Source organism: Guyparkeria sp. (assembly GCF_041687595.1).
In the GTDB taxonomy this organism is placed as follows: domain Bacteria; phylum Pseudomonadota; class Gammaproteobacteria; order Halothiobacillales; family Halothiobacillaceae; genus Guyparkeria.
Genome location: NZ_JAWLBP010000022.1, coordinates 13,081 through 30,004 on the forward strand (window position 1 = coordinate 13,081; position 16,924 = coordinate 30,004).

Here is a 16,924-nt window from a genome sequence, read left to right on the forward strand (position 1 = left end):
CTCCGGAGGCGTTCATGTCCCTGTCCTATCGCATGGTGGTCGTGTCCGACGTGCACTTGGGCACGCCGGCCGCCCGGGCCGAGTACCTGCTCGATTTCCTCGAGCACGTTTCCGCCGAGACGCTGGTGCTCAACGGCGATCTGTTCGATATCTGGAAGATGCGCAGTCACCGCTGGAGTTGGCCGGCCTGCAAGACCCGGCTGCTGCAGAGGCTGATGGACATGGCCGCGGGAGGGACCCGCATCGTCTACATCCCCGGCAACCACGACGAGTTCTTTCGCGACTACCTGGGCCTGTCGATCGGCGGCGTGGAAGTAGTGCGGGAATGGCAGTGCCGGCTGGCGGACGGTCGTCGTGCCCTGGTGCTGCACGGTGACGAGTTCGACGGGGTGGTGCGGCACAGTCGCCTGCTCAAGGGGCTGGGCAATGTCGGTTACGAATTTCTGATGGGGCTGGATCGGGTCAACGCATGGTGGCGTCGCCGCAGCGGACGGGGATACTGGTCGCTTGCCAGGGCGGTCAAGCAGCAGGTGCCCGGGGCGCGCAGCTACATCGGCAAGTTCGAGGCGGCCGCCTGCCACCACGCCAGGGAGCGGGGCGCGGACGTGGTGATCTGCGGGCACATCCACCATCCCAACCTGTTTACGCGCGACGGTCTTACCTACGCCAACAGCGGCGACTGGGTGGAGGCCTGCACCGCGCTGGTCGAGCGGCATGACGGTCAGCTCGAACTGCTCCGCTGGGCGGAGGAAAGCGCCCGCCTGCTGGATGCGACCGGTGAGGAGGTCGCGGGGTCCACGATCAGGCGTCGCGCAGTGCCTTGACCCACGCCTCCATGGCCTCGGTGGCCATCGGCATCGGCGGTTCGAGGAAGTTGACGATGAAGTGGTCGTCGAACTCGGTCACGCCGATCGAGCGCGGGCGGACCGCCATCACCCGGGCATTGGGCAGCTTGAGCCCGAAGCAGAACACCACGTGCTGCGCTGCGAGGATGCCCTCGGCGATGTCGCCACCGATGTCGCGGGTGTGGGCGATGTGGTCGAACTCGCCGATGAATTTGGTGCGCTTGTCCGCCTCGATGTCCGCCTTGAGGCGCTCGATCACGTCCCGACAGCTCCTGGCCGTGGTCTCGTCCTTTTCGATGCGGGCCTCGTAGACCGGGTACTTCTCATTGAAATGCGTCTGTTCCATGGGGCTCTCCTTTTTAGGCATAAGGAAAATGTATGGTGCAAAAGGAACGATAATCAATATCGTTCCTCGTGTCACGCCCTCCAGGCCTCCCTTGCCGGACGGTCTTGAATCGCCCGCATTCGATACCAGAACAAGGGAAGACGCGCGGCGGCTCGATCGTGACTAACCTTATTCCTTTATGCCGGCCGCCGCAGGCGATGAAACAACCGACCGCGAGGTATTCGAATTCATGCGAATGGACAAGCTGACTGCCAAGTTCCAGATGGCCCTGGCCGACGCCCAGTCACTGGCCGTGGGACAGGACCATCAGTTCATCGAGCCGGTCCACCTGATGGTGGCCCTGCTCGACCAGGAGGGGGGCACCGTGCGTCATCTACTGACGCAATCGGATATCAACGTCAACATGCTGCGCTCGCAGCTGGGCGAGATGCTCGACCGGCAGCCTGCGGTCTCCGGGGGCGAGGCCGGCGAGGTGCACATCTCCAACGACCTCTCCCGCCTTCTCAACGTCACCGACAAGCTCGCGCAGAAGCGCAACGACCAGTACATCTCCAGCGAGCTGTTCGTGCTGGCGGTGATCGAGGACAAGAGCGAGCTGGGCGAGACCCTGCGCCGCGCAGGTGCCTCCAAGGGGGCGATCGAACAGGCCATCGACAAGCTTCGTGGCGGTCAGTCGGTCGACGACCCCAACGCCGAGGACGCCCGACAGGCGCTCGAGAAGTACACCCTCGATCTGACCGAGCGCGCCGAGCAGGGCAAGCTCGATCCGGTGATCGGCCGTGACGAGGAGATCCGCCGCGCCATCCAGGTGTTGCAGCGACGCACCAAGAACAACCCGGTGCTGATCGGCGAACCTGGCGTGGGCAAGACCGCCATCGTCGAGGGGCTGGCCCAGCGCATCGTCAACGGCGAGGTGCCCGAAGGTCTCAAGGACAAGCGCGTGCTCTCCCTCGACATGGGTGCGCTTCTCGCCGGGGCCAAGTTCCGCGGCGACTTCGAGGAGCGCCTGAAGGGCGTGCTCAACGACATCGCCAAGGCCGAAGGGCGAGTGATCCTGTTCATCGACGAAATCCACACCATGGTCGGTGCCGGCAAGGCCGAGGGCGCCATGGATGCCGGCAACATGCTCAAGCCGGCGCTCGCGCGTGGTGAGCTGCACTGCATCGGCGCGACCACCCTCGACGAGTACCGCCAGAATATCGAGAAGGACGCCGCGCTCGAGCGCCGCTTCCAGAAGGTGCTGGTCGACGAGCCGTCCACCGAGGACACCATCGCGATCCTGCGCGGTCTCAAGGAGCGCTACGAGGTGCACCACGGCATCGAGATCGGTGATCCGGCGATCGTTGCCGCCGCCCAGCTCTCGCAGCGCTATATCACCGATCGGCAGTTGCCCGACAAGGCGATCGACCTGATCGACGAGGCGGCCAGCCGCATTCGCATGGAGATCGACTCCAAGCCCGAGGAGATGGACCGGCTCGAGCGGCGCCTGATCCAGCTCAAGATCGAGCGTGAGGCGCTGAAGAAGGAATCCGACGAGGCGTCCAAGAAGCGCCGGGCCAACCTCGAGGAGGAGATCGAGGCGCTCGAGCGCGAGTACTCGGACCTCGAGGAGATCTGGAAATCCGAGAAGGCCGCCGTCGCCGGCACCACGCACATCAAGGAGGCGCTCGACCGCGCACGCACCGAGCTGGAGACCGCGCGCCGTGCAGGCGACCTGACCCGCATGTCGGAGCTGCAGTACGGCCGCATCCCCGAACTCGAGCGAGAGCTGGCCGAAGCACAGTCCCAGGAAGAGACCGAGGGCGAGGCCGAGAAGCCCCGGCTGTTCCGCAGCACCGTGGGCACCGAGGAGATCGCCGAGGTGGTCTCGCGCTGGACCGGCATCCCGGTGTCCAAGATGCTCGAGGGCGAGAAGGACAAGCTGCTGCGCATGGAGGAGGCGCTGGGCAAGCGCGTCATCGGCCAGTCCGAGGCGGTCGGGGCGGTCTCCGATGCCATCCGCCGCTCGCGGGCGGGGCTGTCCGACCCCAATCGTCCCAACGGCTCGTTCATGTTCCTCGGGCCCACGGGCGTGGGCAAGACCGAGCTGACCAAGGCGCTGGCCTCCTTCCTCTTCGATACCGAGGAGGCGATGGTGCGCATCGACATGTCCGAGTTTATGGAGAAGCACTCCGTGGCCCGACTGGTCGGGGCGCCCCCGGGCTACGTCGGCTACGAGGAGGGTGGTTATCTCACCGAGGCGGTGCGCCGCAAGCCCTACTCGGTGATCCTGCTCGACGAGGTGGAGAAGGCCCACCCGGATGTGTTCAATATCCTGCTGCAGGTGCTTGACGACGGCCGCCTGACCGACGGGCAGGGCCGGACGGTCGATTTCCGCAACACGGTGATCGTGATGACCTCGAACCTCGGCAGCCAGCGGATCCAGGAGCTGGCCGGGCAGGATGCCGACTACGAGCAGATGAAGACCGAGGTCCTCGAGATCGTCGGTCAGCACTTCCGGCCCGAGTTCATCAACCGGGTCGACGACGTGGTGGTCTTCCACCCGCTGGATCGCAGCGAGATCCGCAAGATCGTCGACATCCAGATCGACTATCTCAGGAAGCGGCTGGCGGATCGCGAGATCGGGCTCACGCTCACGGATGCGGCCCTGGATGCGCTTGGCGAGGCGGGCTTCGATCCGGTCTACGGGGCCCGGCCGCTCAAGCGGGCCATCCAGCATCGGCTGGAGAACCCGCTGGCGCAGGCGATCCTCAAGGGCGAGTACCTGCCTGGTCAGACCGTGACCATCGACGTGGCCGACGGGGAGTTGGTCCTAGGCAAGGGCTGAGCCCCGGGGCGTATCTCGCCACACGACTCCGATCGGAGGCTTCTCGGGCCACCCACGGCAACTCGCCGCGGGTGGCCTTTTCGGTTAAGGTTCGGGGCGAACCCAGCAAGGAATCCCGCGTGGCTCTCAAGATCATCGAAATCGTCGCGCCGACCAGCGAGATGGCGGCCATTGCCCGCATCGCCGACTCGCACGACGTGGTCGACTGGTGGCGTACCTCGTCGTTCGAGGACGAGCGCTTTTCCACCGAGCTGGTGGTCCGCCCCGACGGTCAGCAGGAGGTGCTGGACGACTTGCAGCGGATACTGGACCGTTGCGACAACGCGCGGATCATGATCTACGGCGTGCAGGCGACCCTGCCGGTGGCGGGCGAGTCCGCCGGCGAAGAAGGTGCCGAGGATGCCCGAACCTCCGAGGCCATGCGCTCCCGCGAGGAGCTCTACGCCGAGGTGTCCAGTGGTGGGACGATCACCTCGACGTACCTGCTCCTCTGCGCTCTGTCGGCCGTCGTTGCCGCGATGGGCATGCTCGAGGACAGCGCGGCGGTGGTGATCGGGGCGATGGTGATCGCGCCGTTGCTGGCGCCGAATCTGGCGCTCGCCCTCGGGACTACCCTCGGAGACACCGAGCTGTCCCGGCGCGCGGTATCGGCCAACTTCGTCGGCCTCGGCCTCTCGGTCGGGCTGGCTCTTGCCATAGGCCTGGTGATCGACCCGGTCACCAATAGCCAGTTGCTCGACCGTACCAACGTCAGCTACCCCGCCATGATCCTGGCGCTCGCCTCCGGGGCGGCAGCGGTTCTGTCGCTCACCTCCGGTGCGGCGGCCGGCCTGGTGGGGGTCATGGTGGCCGTGGCGCTCATGCCGCCGGCGGCTGCCCTGGGGCTGTTCGTGGGCTGGGGGCAGTGGGACAATGCCATCTCGGCCGGCCTGATGCTGGCGATCAACATCGCGGCGATCAACCTGTCGGCCAAGCTGGTCTTCGTGCTCAAGGGCATCACCCCGCGCCAGTGGCCCGATAAGAGTCGGGCGCGCCGGTCACTGCGCTGGTCGTTCACCTTCTGGGGGGTGTCGCTCCTGGTGCTGGCCGTTCTGATCTGGGTGGCCAAGTACTGAATCGTTTGCCCCAGCGTCACCACACACATTATTTGTCGAGGAAGCATCTGCCGTGCAGGATTATCGTCAGGCCTTTGTCCAGTTCGCCGTCGAACACCAGGCGCTGAAATTCGGTGAGTTCACGCTGAAGTCGGGGCGGGTGAGCCCCTATTTCTTCAACGCCGGCTCGTTTGCCGACGGGCGGGCCCTGTCGGCGCTGGGTGGATTCTATGCCGACGCGATTCTCGATGCGGGCATCGAGTTCGACGTGATCTTCGGTCCGGCCTACAAGGGGATTCCTCTGGCGGCGGCGACGGCCATCGCGCTGGCCGAGCGGACGGGCGACGCCGTGCCGTGGTGCTTCAACCGCAAGGAGGCCAAGGTCCACGGCGAGGGTGGGAACCTGGTCGGGGCCCCGCTCAACGGACGCGTGCTGATCGTCGACGACGTCATCACGGCCGGCACCGCCATCCGCGAGTCGCTCGACCTGATCCGGGGAGCCGGTGCCACCCCGGTCGGGGTGGCGGTGATGATGGATCGCCAGGAGCGGGGGAAGGGCGATCTGTCGGCAATCGGCGAGCTCAAGCGGGATCACGATCTCGACGTCATCGCGATCGCGAACCTCGACGGCCTGATCGAGTTCTGTGCCAGCGATGCGAGCCTGGCCGGGTCTGCCGAGGCAATGGCCGAGTACCGGGCCCGCTACGGCGTGACGGGCTGATCGTTCCGGACCCCGCGGGATCCGCGGGAACACGGACAAGAAAAAGCCCCGCTCGACATTGAGCGGGGCTTTTCGTTATGCGAACGCGGCTGTCGCCACCGACACCCGGGCAGGGTGCCGGCCCGGATCAGATCGACTTGATGCGATTGACCAGGGTCGACTTGCGGCGAGCGGCGGTATTGCGCTTGAGAATGCCCTTGGTAACCATCCGGTCAAGGACCGGCTGGGCTGCACGATAAGCTTGCTGCGCCTTGTCCGCATCACCGTCCTTCACGGCCTTGATGACGGCCTTGTAGGCGGTGCGTACCTGCGAGCGCATCGCCATGTTGTGCTGGCGGGCTTTCTCCGCCTGGCGAACGCGCTTTTTGGCTTGAGCGGTATTGGCCACGGGTAAACTCCTCGATTCGGCTTTGAAACTCGATGATCTGATAGAAATATCAATTCAAGGCGCGGGATTATGCCATGTCTGGGCATCGAGTCAAGTCATTGATCCCCTGCCGGTGACCGGAGTACGGGGTAACCGCGCCGGGGGCACCGGGGCCGGGCACTGGGTTATCCTGCCAGTCATGAACGAAGTCGACAAAGCCCGGCAGGACGATTTCCACGTGACAGGGGATTCCCCGGATGCGGGGTGTTCCGGAAGTGCCTGCTGGATGGTGGTGGTGCCCGGTCCCTTTTTCGGCGGCTTCACTTACCATCATGATCACGACACGGTCGGCCCGGCGCCTCGACCGGGGGTACGGGTACGTATTCCCTTCGGACAGTCGGAGCGTGTCGGCGTGATCCTCGAGCCGGTCAGAGACGAGGCGGGGCAGGAAACACGAGCGCTGATCGAGGTGCTCGACCACGAGCCGCTGCTCGACAGCGACACGCTGGCCTGTCTCGTCTGGGCTGCTGCCTACTATCACCATCCGCTGGGTGAGGTGGTCTTCTCGGCCCTGCCTGCCGCCCTGCGAGGCGAGCGCAGCCTGCGGGTGCCGGCGCTGCGCCTGACGGCGGACGGCCGGGTGGCGCTGGAGGAGGGCCGCGTGCGTGGCAGTCGCCAGCAGGACGTGCTGGGGATGCTGGCCACATGCCCCGGCAAGGCCCCGGTGGCGGTGAGCGAACTCCCCGGCGCGAGCGCCCCGGTGCGTCGGCGCCTGGTCGAGCAGGGCTGGGTCGACCTCGACGAGATCACCGCCCCGGCCACGTGGCCGCCTTCGACGGCGGTCGAGACTCCGGTCGGCGATACACCTCCGCCGGTCCTGAACGACGAGCAGCGGGCGGCCGTCACGGCGGTCGAGGAGGCCGGCCGGGTCTTTTCCACGTGGCTGATCGAGGGGGTGACGGGCAGTGGGAAGACGGAGGTGTACCTGGCACTGATCGAGCAGGCGCTGGCTGCTGGTCTGCAGGTGCTGGTGGTGGTCCCGGAGATCTCTCTGACCCCGCAGCTCATCGACCGGTTCGCGCGTCGTTTGACGGTCCGTCCGGCGGTGCTGCACTCGGGGCTCTCCGACGGCGAGCGGATGGCTGCATGGCGAGCGGTGGCAGCCGGCAGCGCGTCGCTGGTCATCGGGACCCGATCGGCAGCCTTCGTGCCGCTGGCGCGGCCCGGACTGATCGTTGTCGACGAGGAACACGATGCGGCCCTGAAGCAGCAGGAGGGCTTTCTCTACCATGCCCGCGACGTGCTCATCTGGCGCGCCCGACAGATGGACATCCCCATCCTGCTCGGATCGGCGACCCCCTCACTGGAGAGCCTGCGCCACGCATGGGAGGGCCGTTACCGTCACCTGACACTCACGCAGCGGGCCAGCGGGGCGCAGATGCCGGCGATCCACTGCCTGGACATCCGCGCCCAGCCCATGGAGGGCGGCATCTCGCCGGCCCTGATGCGAGCCATCGAGCGCCACCTGCTCGACGGCGGCCAGGTCATGCTCTATCTGAACCGACGCGGGTACGCGCCCAGCCTGGTCTGCCATGCCTGCGGGTACGTGGCCGGTTGCCCGCATTGCGATGCCTACCTGACCTGGCATCGCGAGGTCAATCGCCTGCGTTGCCATCACTGCGGGTTCGAGCAGGCGGTGCCCCGCGAATGCCCCTCTTGTCACGCACCCCTGTCGGTGCGGGGCATGGGGACCGAGCAACTCGAGGACGTGCTGGCCGCGCGCTTTCCCGGATTTGGCATCGTGCGCCTGGATCGGGATGCCACGGCGGGGAAGGGGGTGCTCGCTGAGAGCCTGGCGCGGATCGCTCGAGGCGAGGCGCGGCTGGTGGTGGGCACCCAGATGCTGGTCAAGGGGCACGACTTTCCCGGCGTGACCCTGGTTGGCGTGATCAGCGCCGATCAGGCCCTGTTCGCGTCTGATTTCCGCGGCCCCGAGCGCTTTGCGCAGTCCCTGTTGCAGGTGGCAGGTCGCGCGGGGCGGGCCGAGCGCCCCGGCGAGGTGCTCGTTCAGACACATGACCCGGCCCACCCCGTTCTCACCCGGCTGCTGTCCGACGGCTATGCCGCCGTCATGGCCGCCGAGCTGGCGGAGCGTGAGCAGGCCGAGCTGCCGCCCACCCGCTTTGCCGCGCTGGTTCGTGCCGACGCACCGCAGGCGGATGCGGTGCGGGCGTTTCTGACGGAGGTCGCCGGCACGCTGCGCGAAACCCATGGCGAGGCACTTTCCGTCTGGGGGCCGGTTCCGGCGCCGCTGGGGCGCCGGGCCGGCCGGTTCCGGTACCAGTTGCTGATTCTGGCCCGGATTCGCAGCGAGCTCCACCGGGCGCTGTGGCACATCGACGAGAGGGTGGGGTCGCGTCGCCCGGGCCAGCGGATACGCTGGTCGATCGACGTCGACCCGATCGATCTGGCCTGAGCACGCGACTTTCGCCGAGTGCATTACACTGTGGGCAGCCGGCCTGCCCGGGCAACACCATCCTGTTTGGAGAGTAGCGACGTGAAGAAGATCGAAGCGATTATCAAACCGTTCCGGCTGGACGATGTGCGAACGGCGCTGATGGACTTGGGGATCAATGGCCTGACGGCCACCGAGGTCAAGGGCTTCGGCCGCCAGAAGGGTCACACGGAGCTCTACCGTGGCGCGGAGTACGTCGTCGATTTTCTGCCCAAGGTCAAGCTCGAGGTGGTGATCGCCGCCGACCAGGAAGATGCCGTGGTGGACGCGATCGTCAAGGCCGCGTACTCGGGCAAGATCGGCGATGGCAAGATTTTCGTGTCCCCGGTCGAGCGCGCGGTGCGCATCCGCACGAGCGAGGAGAACGAGGACGCGCTCTGAGCGACTGGCCGTTCAGGCCGAGAGTATTCGCGCCACTCGGTAGGGCGCGGGGTCCAGGGCCGGGCTGCGACCGGTGATCAGGTCGGTCAGGAATGTCGCCGTTGCCGGGGCCATGGCCAAGCCGTTGCGATAGCCGCCGGTGTTCACCCACAGGCCCTCGAGGCTCGGGTGTTCGCCGAGGATGGGCACCTCGTCGGAGGAGCCCGGGCGCAGGCCTGCCCAGCGGTGAGTCACCGAGGCCTCGGCGAGATCCGGCCAGCATTCGATCGCCTTGCGGTGGAGTGCTTGCTGGACGGCCATGTCCACGGTCTTGTCGAAGCCGGCGCGCTCGACGGTCGAGCCGACGATGATCGACCCGTCTACGCGGGGAATGAGGTAGACGCCTTCGTCCATCACGATGGTCTCCAAGCGGCTGTTCCCGTGGGGTTCCATCCGCAGCATCTGGCCGCGCACCGGAAAGACGCTATCCTCGCGTGCCTGCGGGATGAGGGGCTCGCTCCACGCGCCCGCGGCCACCACGAGCCGCTCGGCGCGCATTCGGCCAGCCGAGGTCTCGATGCGCTCAAATCGTCCCGCCCGGGCGATCACCTGCTCGCAACGCCGGTTGGCGTGAATCTCGATGCCGTGGGCCTCGGCCGTTTCCCGGAGGGCCTGCAGCAGTCGCGGGTTGCGGACGTTGGCGACCTCCGGCAGAACCAGCGATGCCCGCCCCGCGTCCGGGGAATCCAGCCACTGGTGACGGATGCCATATCGTGCCAGTCGCTCGCCGATCTGTGCGGCACTTTCTTCCGCTCCGACGGGGTCCAGGATCCGCATTCCGGTGACGCGGTGTTCCGGGTCGGTGTCACCTGTCAGTGATTCGATCAGGGCCGGGTAGTCCCGCATGCCACGGGCCGCGAGAGCCAGGACGGCGTCGGGGTAGCGCCAGGCATAGAGCGGGCAGAGGATGCCGCCACCGGCCCAGGAGGCCTCGGTGCCCGGCTGGCTCTGGTCGACGACGGTCACACTCGCCCCCTCGTGACGCAGCGCCAGGGCGGTGGTCAGCCCGGCGATGCCGGCACCGACGACAAGGATGTCGGGGGTAGTCGAATTCACGGCTCGATGTTGGCGCTTCGGCGGGCGATGGGCAAGTGGCGAATCCGGGGCGCCGCGCGGGCCCGATCTGTCGAGTCCGCCCGGTCAGGCAGGAGAAACTGGAGCGGGTGAAGGGAATCGAACCCTCGTCTTAAGCTTGGGAAGCTTCTGCTCTACCATTGAGCTACACCCGCAAAGGTGGGCAGCATTATCGGAGGCTCGTGGGCCAAACGCAAGGGATGGCCCCGCCCGGGATCACTCCAGCGGCGGCAGGCCGCTCTCGTCGTCTGCATTCGTCTTGATGCCGCTGGAGTCGGACGCGGCGGCCTTGAGGTCGTCCTGGCCGCTGCCGAAGCTGATCAGCCATTCCATGTTGCTGCGGCTGTCGGCGTTGGCGAGGGCCTCCTCGCGGGTGATCAGGCCCTTCTTGTGCAGCTGCAGGATGGACAGGTCGAAGGTCATCGTGCCGTTCGACGTGTTCTTCTGCATCGATTCCTTGATGGCATCCACCTCGCCACGCTTGATCAGGTCGGAAACGAGCGGCGTGTTGATCATGATCTCGACGGCCGGCAGCCGGCGGCCGTCGTTGCCAATGATCAGGCGCTGGGAAATGATGGCCTTGAGGTTCAGCGACAGGTCCATCAGGAGCTGGTCGCGGGATTCGGACGGGAAGAAGCGGATGATGCGGTCCAGCGCCTGGTTGGCGTTGGTGGCGTGCAGCGTGCTGATGCACAAGTGGCCGGTGTCGGCGTAGGCCAGCGCGTGCTCCATCGTCGCCCGGTCGCGGACCTCGCCGATCATGATCACGTCGGGTGCTTCCCGCAGGGCTTCCTTCAGTGCCGCGGCGTAGCTGCGGGTGTCCACCCCGACCTCGCGCTGGTTGACCACCGAGCTGCGGTGCTTGAAGGCGAATTCCATCGGATCCTCGATGGTGAGGATGTGTCCGGGGCACGCCTCCGCCCGGTAGTCGATCATGGCGGCTAGCGTGGTGGACTTGCCCGAGCCGGTCGCGCCGACGACCAGGATCAACCCTCGGCGCTCGGCGACCAGGTCCTCGACCACCATCGGCAGGTTGAGCTCGGATGCCCGCGGGATCTGCTCGCGGATATAGCGGATGACGAGTGACCATTCGCCACGCTGCATGAAGACGTTCATGCGGAAACGGCCGATCCCCGGCCGTGACAGCGCTACGTTGAGCTCGAGATTCTCCAGAAACTCGTCGATCTGGTGCTGGTTGAGCACCGAGCGAGCCAGTTCCTCGACCTGGCCGCTACGCAAACGGTCCTTGCCGATGAATCGCATGTCGCCCTGGATCTTGATCGCCGGGGTGGTGCCGGTGCTGAAGTACAGGTCCGAGCCGTCCTTGTCGGACAGCAGCTTGAGGTAGGGTTCGAGGCTCAGTTGGCTCATGTGTCGGGAATCCTTTGGAGAAGGCCGCGTTCCGTCGCGGGGCGAGGGGATCGTTAGTCGGCTTCGACCCGGAGTTCGCTGGACGCGTCGTCATCGCGGCTCTTCGGCAGTCCGCGCTTGCTCTCGAGCTTGATGCGCAGCCGGAGGTCGTTGACCGAGTCGGCCTTGCTGATCGCCTCGTCGTAATCGACCTCGTGGGCTTCGTAGAGGTCGAACAGCGCCTGGTCGAAGGTCTGCATCCCCAGTTCCCGCGAGCGCTTCATCACTTCCTTGATCTCGGAGACGTCGCCCTTGAAGATCAGGTCGCCGATCAGCGGCGTGTTGATGAGCACCTCGACGGCCGGAGCCCGTCCGTCACCGTCCGCCTTGGGCAACAGTCGCTGCGAGACCACCGCCTTGAGGTTGAGCGACAGGTCCATGAGCAGCTGCTGGCGGCGCTCCTCGGGGAAGAAGTTGATGATCCGGTCGAGGGCCTGGTTGGTGTTGTTCGCGTGTAGCGTCGACAGGCAGAGGTGGCCGGTCTCGGCGAAGGCGATGGCGTGATCCATCGTCTCCCGGTCGCGGATCTCGCCGATCAGGATGACATCCGGTGCCTGGCGGAGGGTGTTCTTCAGCGCGGCGCCGAAGGATTCGGTGTCCATGCCGACCTCGCGCTGGGTGACCAGGCAGCCCTTGTGCTTGTGCACGAACTCGATCGGATCCTCGATGGTCACGATGTGCCCGCGCGAGTTCTCGTTGCGGTAATCGAGCATGGCCGCGAGCGAGGTCGACTTGCCCGAACTGGTAGCGCCCACGAAGATGACCAGTCCGCGTGCCGTCATGGCGATGTCGCCCAGCACGGGAGGCAGCTTGAGCTCGGAAAAGTTCGGGATTTCCGAGCGGATCATGCGCAGGACCATGCCCTCGGAACCGCGCTGCATGAAGGCGTTGACCCGGAAGCGGGCCACGCCGGGTAGCGAGATGGCGAAGTTGGACTCGTGGGTCTCCTCGTAGCGGGCGACCTGCTTGTCGGTCATGATCGAGCGGACCAGCATCTGGGTGTTCTCCACCGAGAGCTTCTGGTCGGTCAGGTGGATGACCTTGCCGTCGATCTTGGCCGACGGCGGCGCCCCCACGGTGACGAACAGGTCGGAGGCGTTTCGGTCCACGGCCCGCTTGAGGAGGGCCTGTACATAGTTTGCTGCTTGTTGACGATCCATCGTTTCGGTCTCGGCTTGCCCTTACTGTGGATCGGCCCGACGGGCCGACGACACGACTTACATGAAGTCGTTCTTGTTCTTCGCCCGGCTCCGTGCGAGCGACTTGGACACCATGCCTCGGTTGACCAGGTGCTTGAGGTTCTGGTCGAGAGTCTGCATGCCCTGGGCCTGACCGGTCTGAATCGCGGAGTACATCTGGGCGATCTTGTTCTCCCGGATAAGGTTCCGGATGGCCGGCGTGCCCAGCATGATCTCGTGGGCCGCGATACGCCCGCCGTCGATCTTCTTGAGCAGGGTCTGCGAGATGACTGCCCGCAGGGATTCGGAGAGCATTGCGCGGACCATGTCCTTCTCCGCCGAGGGGAACACGTCGATGACCCGGTCGATGGTCTTGGCCGCAGAGTTGGTGTGCAGCGTACCGAAGACCAGGTGGCCGGTCTCGGCGGCCGTCAACGCCAGGCGGATGGTCTCCAGGTCACGCAGCTCGCCGACCAGGACCACGTCCGGGTCCTCCCGCAACGCTGAGCGCAGGGCGGCGTTGAAGCTGTGCGTGTCGCGGTGGACCTCACGCTGGTTGATCAGGCACTTCTTCGACTCGTGGACGAATTCGATCGGATCCTCCACGGTCAGGATGTGGTCGTTGCGATGATCGTTGACGTAGTCGATCATCGCCGCGAGCGTGGTCGACTTGCCCGAGCCCGTCGGGCCGGTGACCAGCACGATGCCGTTGGGATAGTCGCACAGGTCCTTGAACACCGCCGGCGCATCCAGCTGCTCGAGCGTCAGGACCTTGCTCGGGATGGTGCGGAAGACCGCACTCGCACCGCGGTTCTGGTTGAATGCGTTGACCCGGAAGCGAGCGTGCCCGCGCAGTTCGAAGGAGAAGTCGACCTCGAGGTTATCCTCGTACTCCTTGCGCTGCCGGTCGTTCATGATGTCGTACACCATGGAATGGACCTGCTTGTGGTCCATCACCGGCACGTTGACCTTGCGGATGTCGCCATCGATGCGCACCCGGGGCTGTTCGCCCGCCGAAAGGTGCAGGTCCGACGCGCCGTTCTTGACGGTGAACATCAGGAGGGAGTCGATATCTCGGGATTCGGCCATGCGATCGTCCTTTCGGGGAGGTGTGTCTCCCGGTTCAAGTCCATTGGTGATGCCGTCTGCAGGCCGGGAGCTTCCGGGTGTCGGGCACGGCCTGACGGTGCCGTGACAAGGTAAAACGAACGCGAGCAAGGTGCAAGATGGGAAATCGAGAAAGCGCATATCACGGGATCGTCGAGCGGATCCGGGACGCCGAGGCCGAGCGCGAGGCGCGGACCGGCGAGCATCGCCCGGTACGGCTGGTGGCGGTGAGCAAGCGCCAGTCGGTCGAGGCCATCGCCGACCTGGCCGACCTGGGCCAGCGGGACGTCGGCGAGAACTACCTGCAGGAGGCCCTGGAGAAGCAGGAGGCGCTGGCGGGCAGGGACCTGGTGTGGCATTTCATCGGCCCGATACAGTCGAACAAGACGCGGGCGATCGCGGCGCACTTCGACTGGGTCCACAGCGTCGATCGAGTAAAGCTGGTGCGCCGTCTGGGCGAGCAGCGCGACCCGGAACTGGGCCCGCTGAACGTGCTGATCCAGGTCAACGTCGACGGCGAGGCAAGCAAGTCCGGCGCGGAGCCGGCGGATGTCCCAGCCATCGCGGCCGTCTGTGCCGACTACCCGGCGCTGTGCCTGCGGGGGCTGATGTGCATCCCCCGCCCGGGCAACATGGCCGCCTTCCGGCAACTGGCCGAGATCAACGCCTCGCTGCCGTCGCCCCTGCCGGACCTGTCGATGGGCATGAGCGGCGACTTCGAAGCGGCCATTGCCGAGGGGGCGACGATCGTGCGGGTCGGAACGGCGCTGTTCGGCGCCCGCGAATGACCGGTCCGACTGGCCTTGAACGCCCGTCCACCCGCAACGGGGGGCGATTCGTGTTATTTTCACGGTCTGTCCGGCGGAGTCCGATTCGCTCGGATCGTGCCGGTCCCGTACCGACTGTCCATCAACCAGACGGCAGGTGAGAAAATGAACGCCACGCGAATTGCCTTTATCGGCGGCGGCAACATGGCCGCGGCCCTCATCGGCGGCATGTTGCAGAATGCGCCGGCCGGTGCCCGGCCGTCGATCGTCGTTTCCGAACCGGACGACGAGCGTCGACGCGGTCTGGCCGAGCGTCTCGATATCGAGACCACGGCCGACAACGCCGCGGCGCTGGCTGGGGCTCAGCTGGTCGTGCTGGCGGTCAAGCCTCAGATGATGCAGGCCGTGGCCGAGGATCTCGCCCCGCATGTCGCCGCCGGCCAGCTGGTGGTGTCCATCGCCGCCGGCATTCCCGTCAGCGCGCTGCAGGCGTGGCTGGACGGTCACCGGGCGGTCGTCCGGGCCATGCCCAACACTCCCTCGATGGTCGGCTGCGGTGCCACGGGCCTGTTCGCTGCCGAGGGGGTCAGTGCCGAGCAGCGTAGCGATGCCGAGTCGCTGATGCGCGCCGTGGGCGTGGTCCAGTGGCTCGAAGAGGAGTCGCAGATCGACGAGATCACCGCGCTGTCCGGCAGTGGCCCGGCCTACGTGTTCTACCTGATGGAATCCATGCAGGCGGCGGCCGAGGAGCTGGGCATGGAGCCCGCGGTGGCCCGCTTGCTGACGCTCGAGACGGTCTATGGCGCGGCCAAGCTTGCGCTGGCCGCCGACGAGTCGCCCGCCGAGCTGCGCCGTCGGGTCAGCTCGCCGGGCGGGACCACCGAGCGGGCCATCCGCGAACTGGACGAATCCGGCGTGCGCGAGGCGTTCGGCCGGGCCGTTCGCGCCTCTCGCGACCGCAGCCGGGAGCTGGCCGCCAAGATGGGCGAGAGCGGGCAGTCCTGATGGCAGTGCGAAACGACAACACCGGGAGTGGTGATCAATGAACGGTAGTTTCGGGGACCCGGGCGTCTTCCTGGTCCGGGTGCTTTTCGAACTGGTGGCCTTCGTCGCCTTTGCTCGCTATTTCCTGCAACTGTTCCGGGCGAATTTCTTCAACCCGGTGACGCAGGCAATCGTCAAGATCACCGACCCGGTTCTCAACCCGCTGCGCACGATCATCAAGCCGGTCGGAAGGCACGACATTGCCTCGCTGGTGTTCGCGCTGCTGACGGTGTTTCTGATGGTCTGGGCGATCACCGCGATGCGCGGGGTGGGGCTGAACGGCACCGGCCTGTTCATCGGCACGCTCTACTTCGCGTTCCTCACCGTGACCAACCTGTTCTTCTGGACGGTGCTGCTGCGGGCGGTCGCCTCCTGGCTGGGCAACGAGCGCTCCCCGGGCGTGGCCTTTCTCTCGGATTTGACCGACCCTGTGGTCGAGCCCGTCCGCCGCGTGATCCCGCCCATCGGCGGGATCGACCTGTCGCCGCTGGCCGTGCTGCTGATCATCCAGGTCGCCCAGATGGTGGTCGGCAACCTGCTGATGGGCTGAACGCCAAGAGGACGTTGATGAGCGAATCCACCGCAAAGAATCCGTCGGTCGACGGCACGACGCACCAGCCGGGTTCGGTCGGGTTGGTCGAGCCGCAGACCGCGCACATCGACACGCCCCTGCTGCTCGACTGCGGTCGCCGGATCGAGGAATACGAACTGGTCTACGAGACCTACGGCGAGCTCAACGAGCGGGCCGACAATGCCGTGCTGATCTGCCACGCGCTGTCGGGCGACCATCACGCCGCCGGCCGGCACCGCCCCGAGGACCGCAAGCCGGGCTGGTGGGATACCGCCATCGGCCCGGGCAAGCCGATCGACACCGATCGGTTCTTCGTCGTCTGCGTGAACAACCTGGGCGGCTGCAAGGGCTCGACCGGGCCGTTGTCGGAGAACCCCGAGACCGGTCGTCCCTACGGCCCGGACTTCCCCATCCTCACGGTGCGCGACTGGGTCAACAGCCAGCACGCGCTGATGCGCCGGCTCGGGATTTCCCGTTGGGCGGCGGTCGCCGGCGGCAGCCTCGGCGGCATGCAGGTGATGCAGTGGGCGATCAGCTACCCCGAGGCGGTCGCCCACGCGGTCGTGATCGCCGCGGCGCCGAAGCTCTCGGCGCAGAACATCGCCTTCAACGAGGTGGCGCGCCAGGCGATCATCACC

General features: G+C 66.4%; 16 protein-coding genes and 1 tRNA gene. 10 read left to right on the forward strand and 7 right to left on the reverse strand.

The annotated features are described in order from the left end of the window. Window positions 1-14: 14 nt before the first annotated feature. Window positions 15-824 carry a UDP-2,3-diacylglucosamine diphosphatase gene (locus tag ACESL5_RS05130; RefSeq protein ID WP_372591712.1) on the forward strand — a complete coding sequence of 270 codons (810 nt, stop codon included), beginning with the start codon at window positions 15-17 and terminating at the stop codon, window positions 822-824. On the opposite strand, the gene ACESL5_RS05135 is transcribed toward ACESL5_RS05130, so the two are convergent. Then, window positions 802-1,191 carry a DUF6858 family protein gene (locus tag ACESL5_RS05135; RefSeq protein WP_372591713.1) on the reverse strand — a complete coding sequence of 130 codons (390 nt, stop codon included), beginning with the start codon at window positions 1,189-1,191 and terminating at the stop codon, window positions 802-804. The genes ACESL5_RS05130 and ACESL5_RS05135 overlap by 23 nt on opposite strands. 235 nt (window positions 1,192-1,426) lie before the next feature. Between ACESL5_RS05135 and clpB the strand changes: the two genes are divergently transcribed. From clpB to pyrE, 3 genes are all read left to right on the forward strand, one after another. After that, a complete protein-coding gene (clpB, locus tag ACESL5_RS05140) occupies window positions 1,427-4,018 on the forward strand; it encodes an ATP-dependent chaperone ClpB (protein WP_372591714.1) in 2,592 nt (863 codons plus the stop codon). Window positions 4,019-4,137: 119 nt separating this feature from the next. Continuing rightward, window positions 4,138-5,133: a TIGR00341 family protein gene (locus tag ACESL5_RS05145; protein WP_372591715.1), complete on the forward strand. Its 996-nt coding sequence runs from the start codon at window positions 4,138-4,140 to the stop codon at window positions 5,131-5,133. Between the two features lie 52 nt (window positions 5,134-5,185). Next, complete coding sequence (gene pyrE, locus ACESL5_RS05150; RefSeq protein WP_372591716.1) at window positions 5,186-5,833, forward strand: orotate phosphoribosyltransferase; 648 nt, start codon at window positions 5,186-5,188, stop codon at window positions 5,831-5,833. Window positions 5,834-5,960: 127 nt separating this feature from the next. Here the strand turns inward: pyrE and rpsT are convergent, their stop codons facing one another. Beyond that, window positions 5,961-6,221 (reverse strand): 30S ribosomal protein S20, encoded by a 261-nt coding sequence (rpsT, locus tag ACESL5_RS05155; protein ID WP_372591717.1) that lies wholly within the window; start codon window positions 6,219-6,221, stop codon window positions 5,961-5,963. A gap of 178 nt (window positions 6,222-6,399) precedes the next feature. Here rpsT and ACESL5_RS05160 point away from each other — a divergent pair, with 178 nt between their 5' ends. Further along, window positions 6,400-8,676: a primosomal protein N' gene (locus ACESL5_RS05160; RefSeq protein ID WP_372591718.1), complete on the forward strand. Its 2,277-nt coding sequence runs from the start codon at window positions 6,400-6,402 to the stop codon at window positions 8,674-8,676. 81 nt (window positions 8,677-8,757) lie between these two features. Further along, entirely contained in the window at window positions 8,758-9,096 is a 339-nt protein-coding gene (locus ACESL5_RS05165; protein ID WP_372591719.1) for a P-II family nitrogen regulator, read from the forward strand. 12 nt (window positions 9,097-9,108) lie between these two features. On the opposite strand, the gene thiO is transcribed toward ACESL5_RS05165, so the two are convergent. The 5 genes from thiO to ACESL5_RS05190 form a co-directional block, all read right to left on the reverse strand. Next, window positions 9,109-10,191, reverse strand: coding sequence for a glycine oxidase ThiO (thiO, locus tag ACESL5_RS05170; protein WP_372591720.1), 1,083 nt, complete (start codon window positions 10,189-10,191; stop codon window positions 9,109-9,111). Between the two features lie 99 nt (window positions 10,192-10,290). Continuing rightward, window positions 10,291-10,364: transfer RNA gene (locus ACESL5_RS05175), tRNA-Gly, on the reverse strand. 61 nt (window positions 10,365-10,425) lie between these two features. After that, window positions 10,426-11,580, reverse strand: coding sequence for a PilT/PilU family type 4a pilus ATPase (locus ACESL5_RS05180; protein ID WP_372591721.1), 1,155 nt, complete (start codon window positions 11,578-11,580; stop codon window positions 10,426-10,428). Window positions 11,581-11,633: 53 nt separating this feature from the next. Then, window positions 11,634-12,779 carry a PilT/PilU family type 4a pilus ATPase gene (locus ACESL5_RS05185; protein ID WP_372591722.1) on the reverse strand — a complete coding sequence of 382 codons (1,146 nt, stop codon included), beginning with the start codon at window positions 12,777-12,779 and terminating at the stop codon, window positions 11,634-11,636. A 57-nt stretch (window positions 12,780-12,836) separates the two neighbouring features. Further along, a complete protein-coding gene (locus tag ACESL5_RS05190) occupies window positions 12,837-13,886 on the reverse strand; it encodes a type IV pilus twitching motility protein PilT (protein WP_372591723.1) in 1,050 nt (349 codons plus the stop codon). A gap of 137 nt (window positions 13,887-14,023) precedes the next feature. Between ACESL5_RS05190 and ACESL5_RS05195 the strand changes: the two genes are divergently transcribed. From ACESL5_RS05195 to ACESL5_RS05210, 4 genes are all read left to right on the forward strand, one after another. After that, window positions 14,024-14,692 carry a YggS family pyridoxal phosphate-dependent enzyme gene (locus tag ACESL5_RS05195; RefSeq protein WP_372591724.1) on the forward strand — a complete coding sequence of 223 codons (669 nt, stop codon included), beginning with the start codon at window positions 14,024-14,026 and terminating at the stop codon, window positions 14,690-14,692. A 144-nt stretch (window positions 14,693-14,836) separates the two neighbouring features. Further along, a complete protein-coding gene (gene proC / locus ACESL5_RS05200; protein ID WP_372591725.1) occupies window positions 14,837-15,676 on the forward strand; it encodes a pyrroline-5-carboxylate reductase in 840 nt (279 codons plus the stop codon). 37 nt (window positions 15,677-15,713) lie between these two features. Next, window positions 15,714-16,265, forward strand: coding sequence for a YggT family protein (locus ACESL5_RS05205; RefSeq protein WP_372591726.1), 552 nt, complete (start codon window positions 15,714-15,716; stop codon window positions 16,263-16,265). Window positions 16,266-16,282: 17 nt separating this feature from the next. After that, window positions 16,283-16,924, forward strand: a 642-nt coding sequence (locus ACESL5_RS05210; protein ID WP_372591727.1) for an alpha/beta fold hydrolase, incomplete at its 3' end; no start/stop codon positions are given.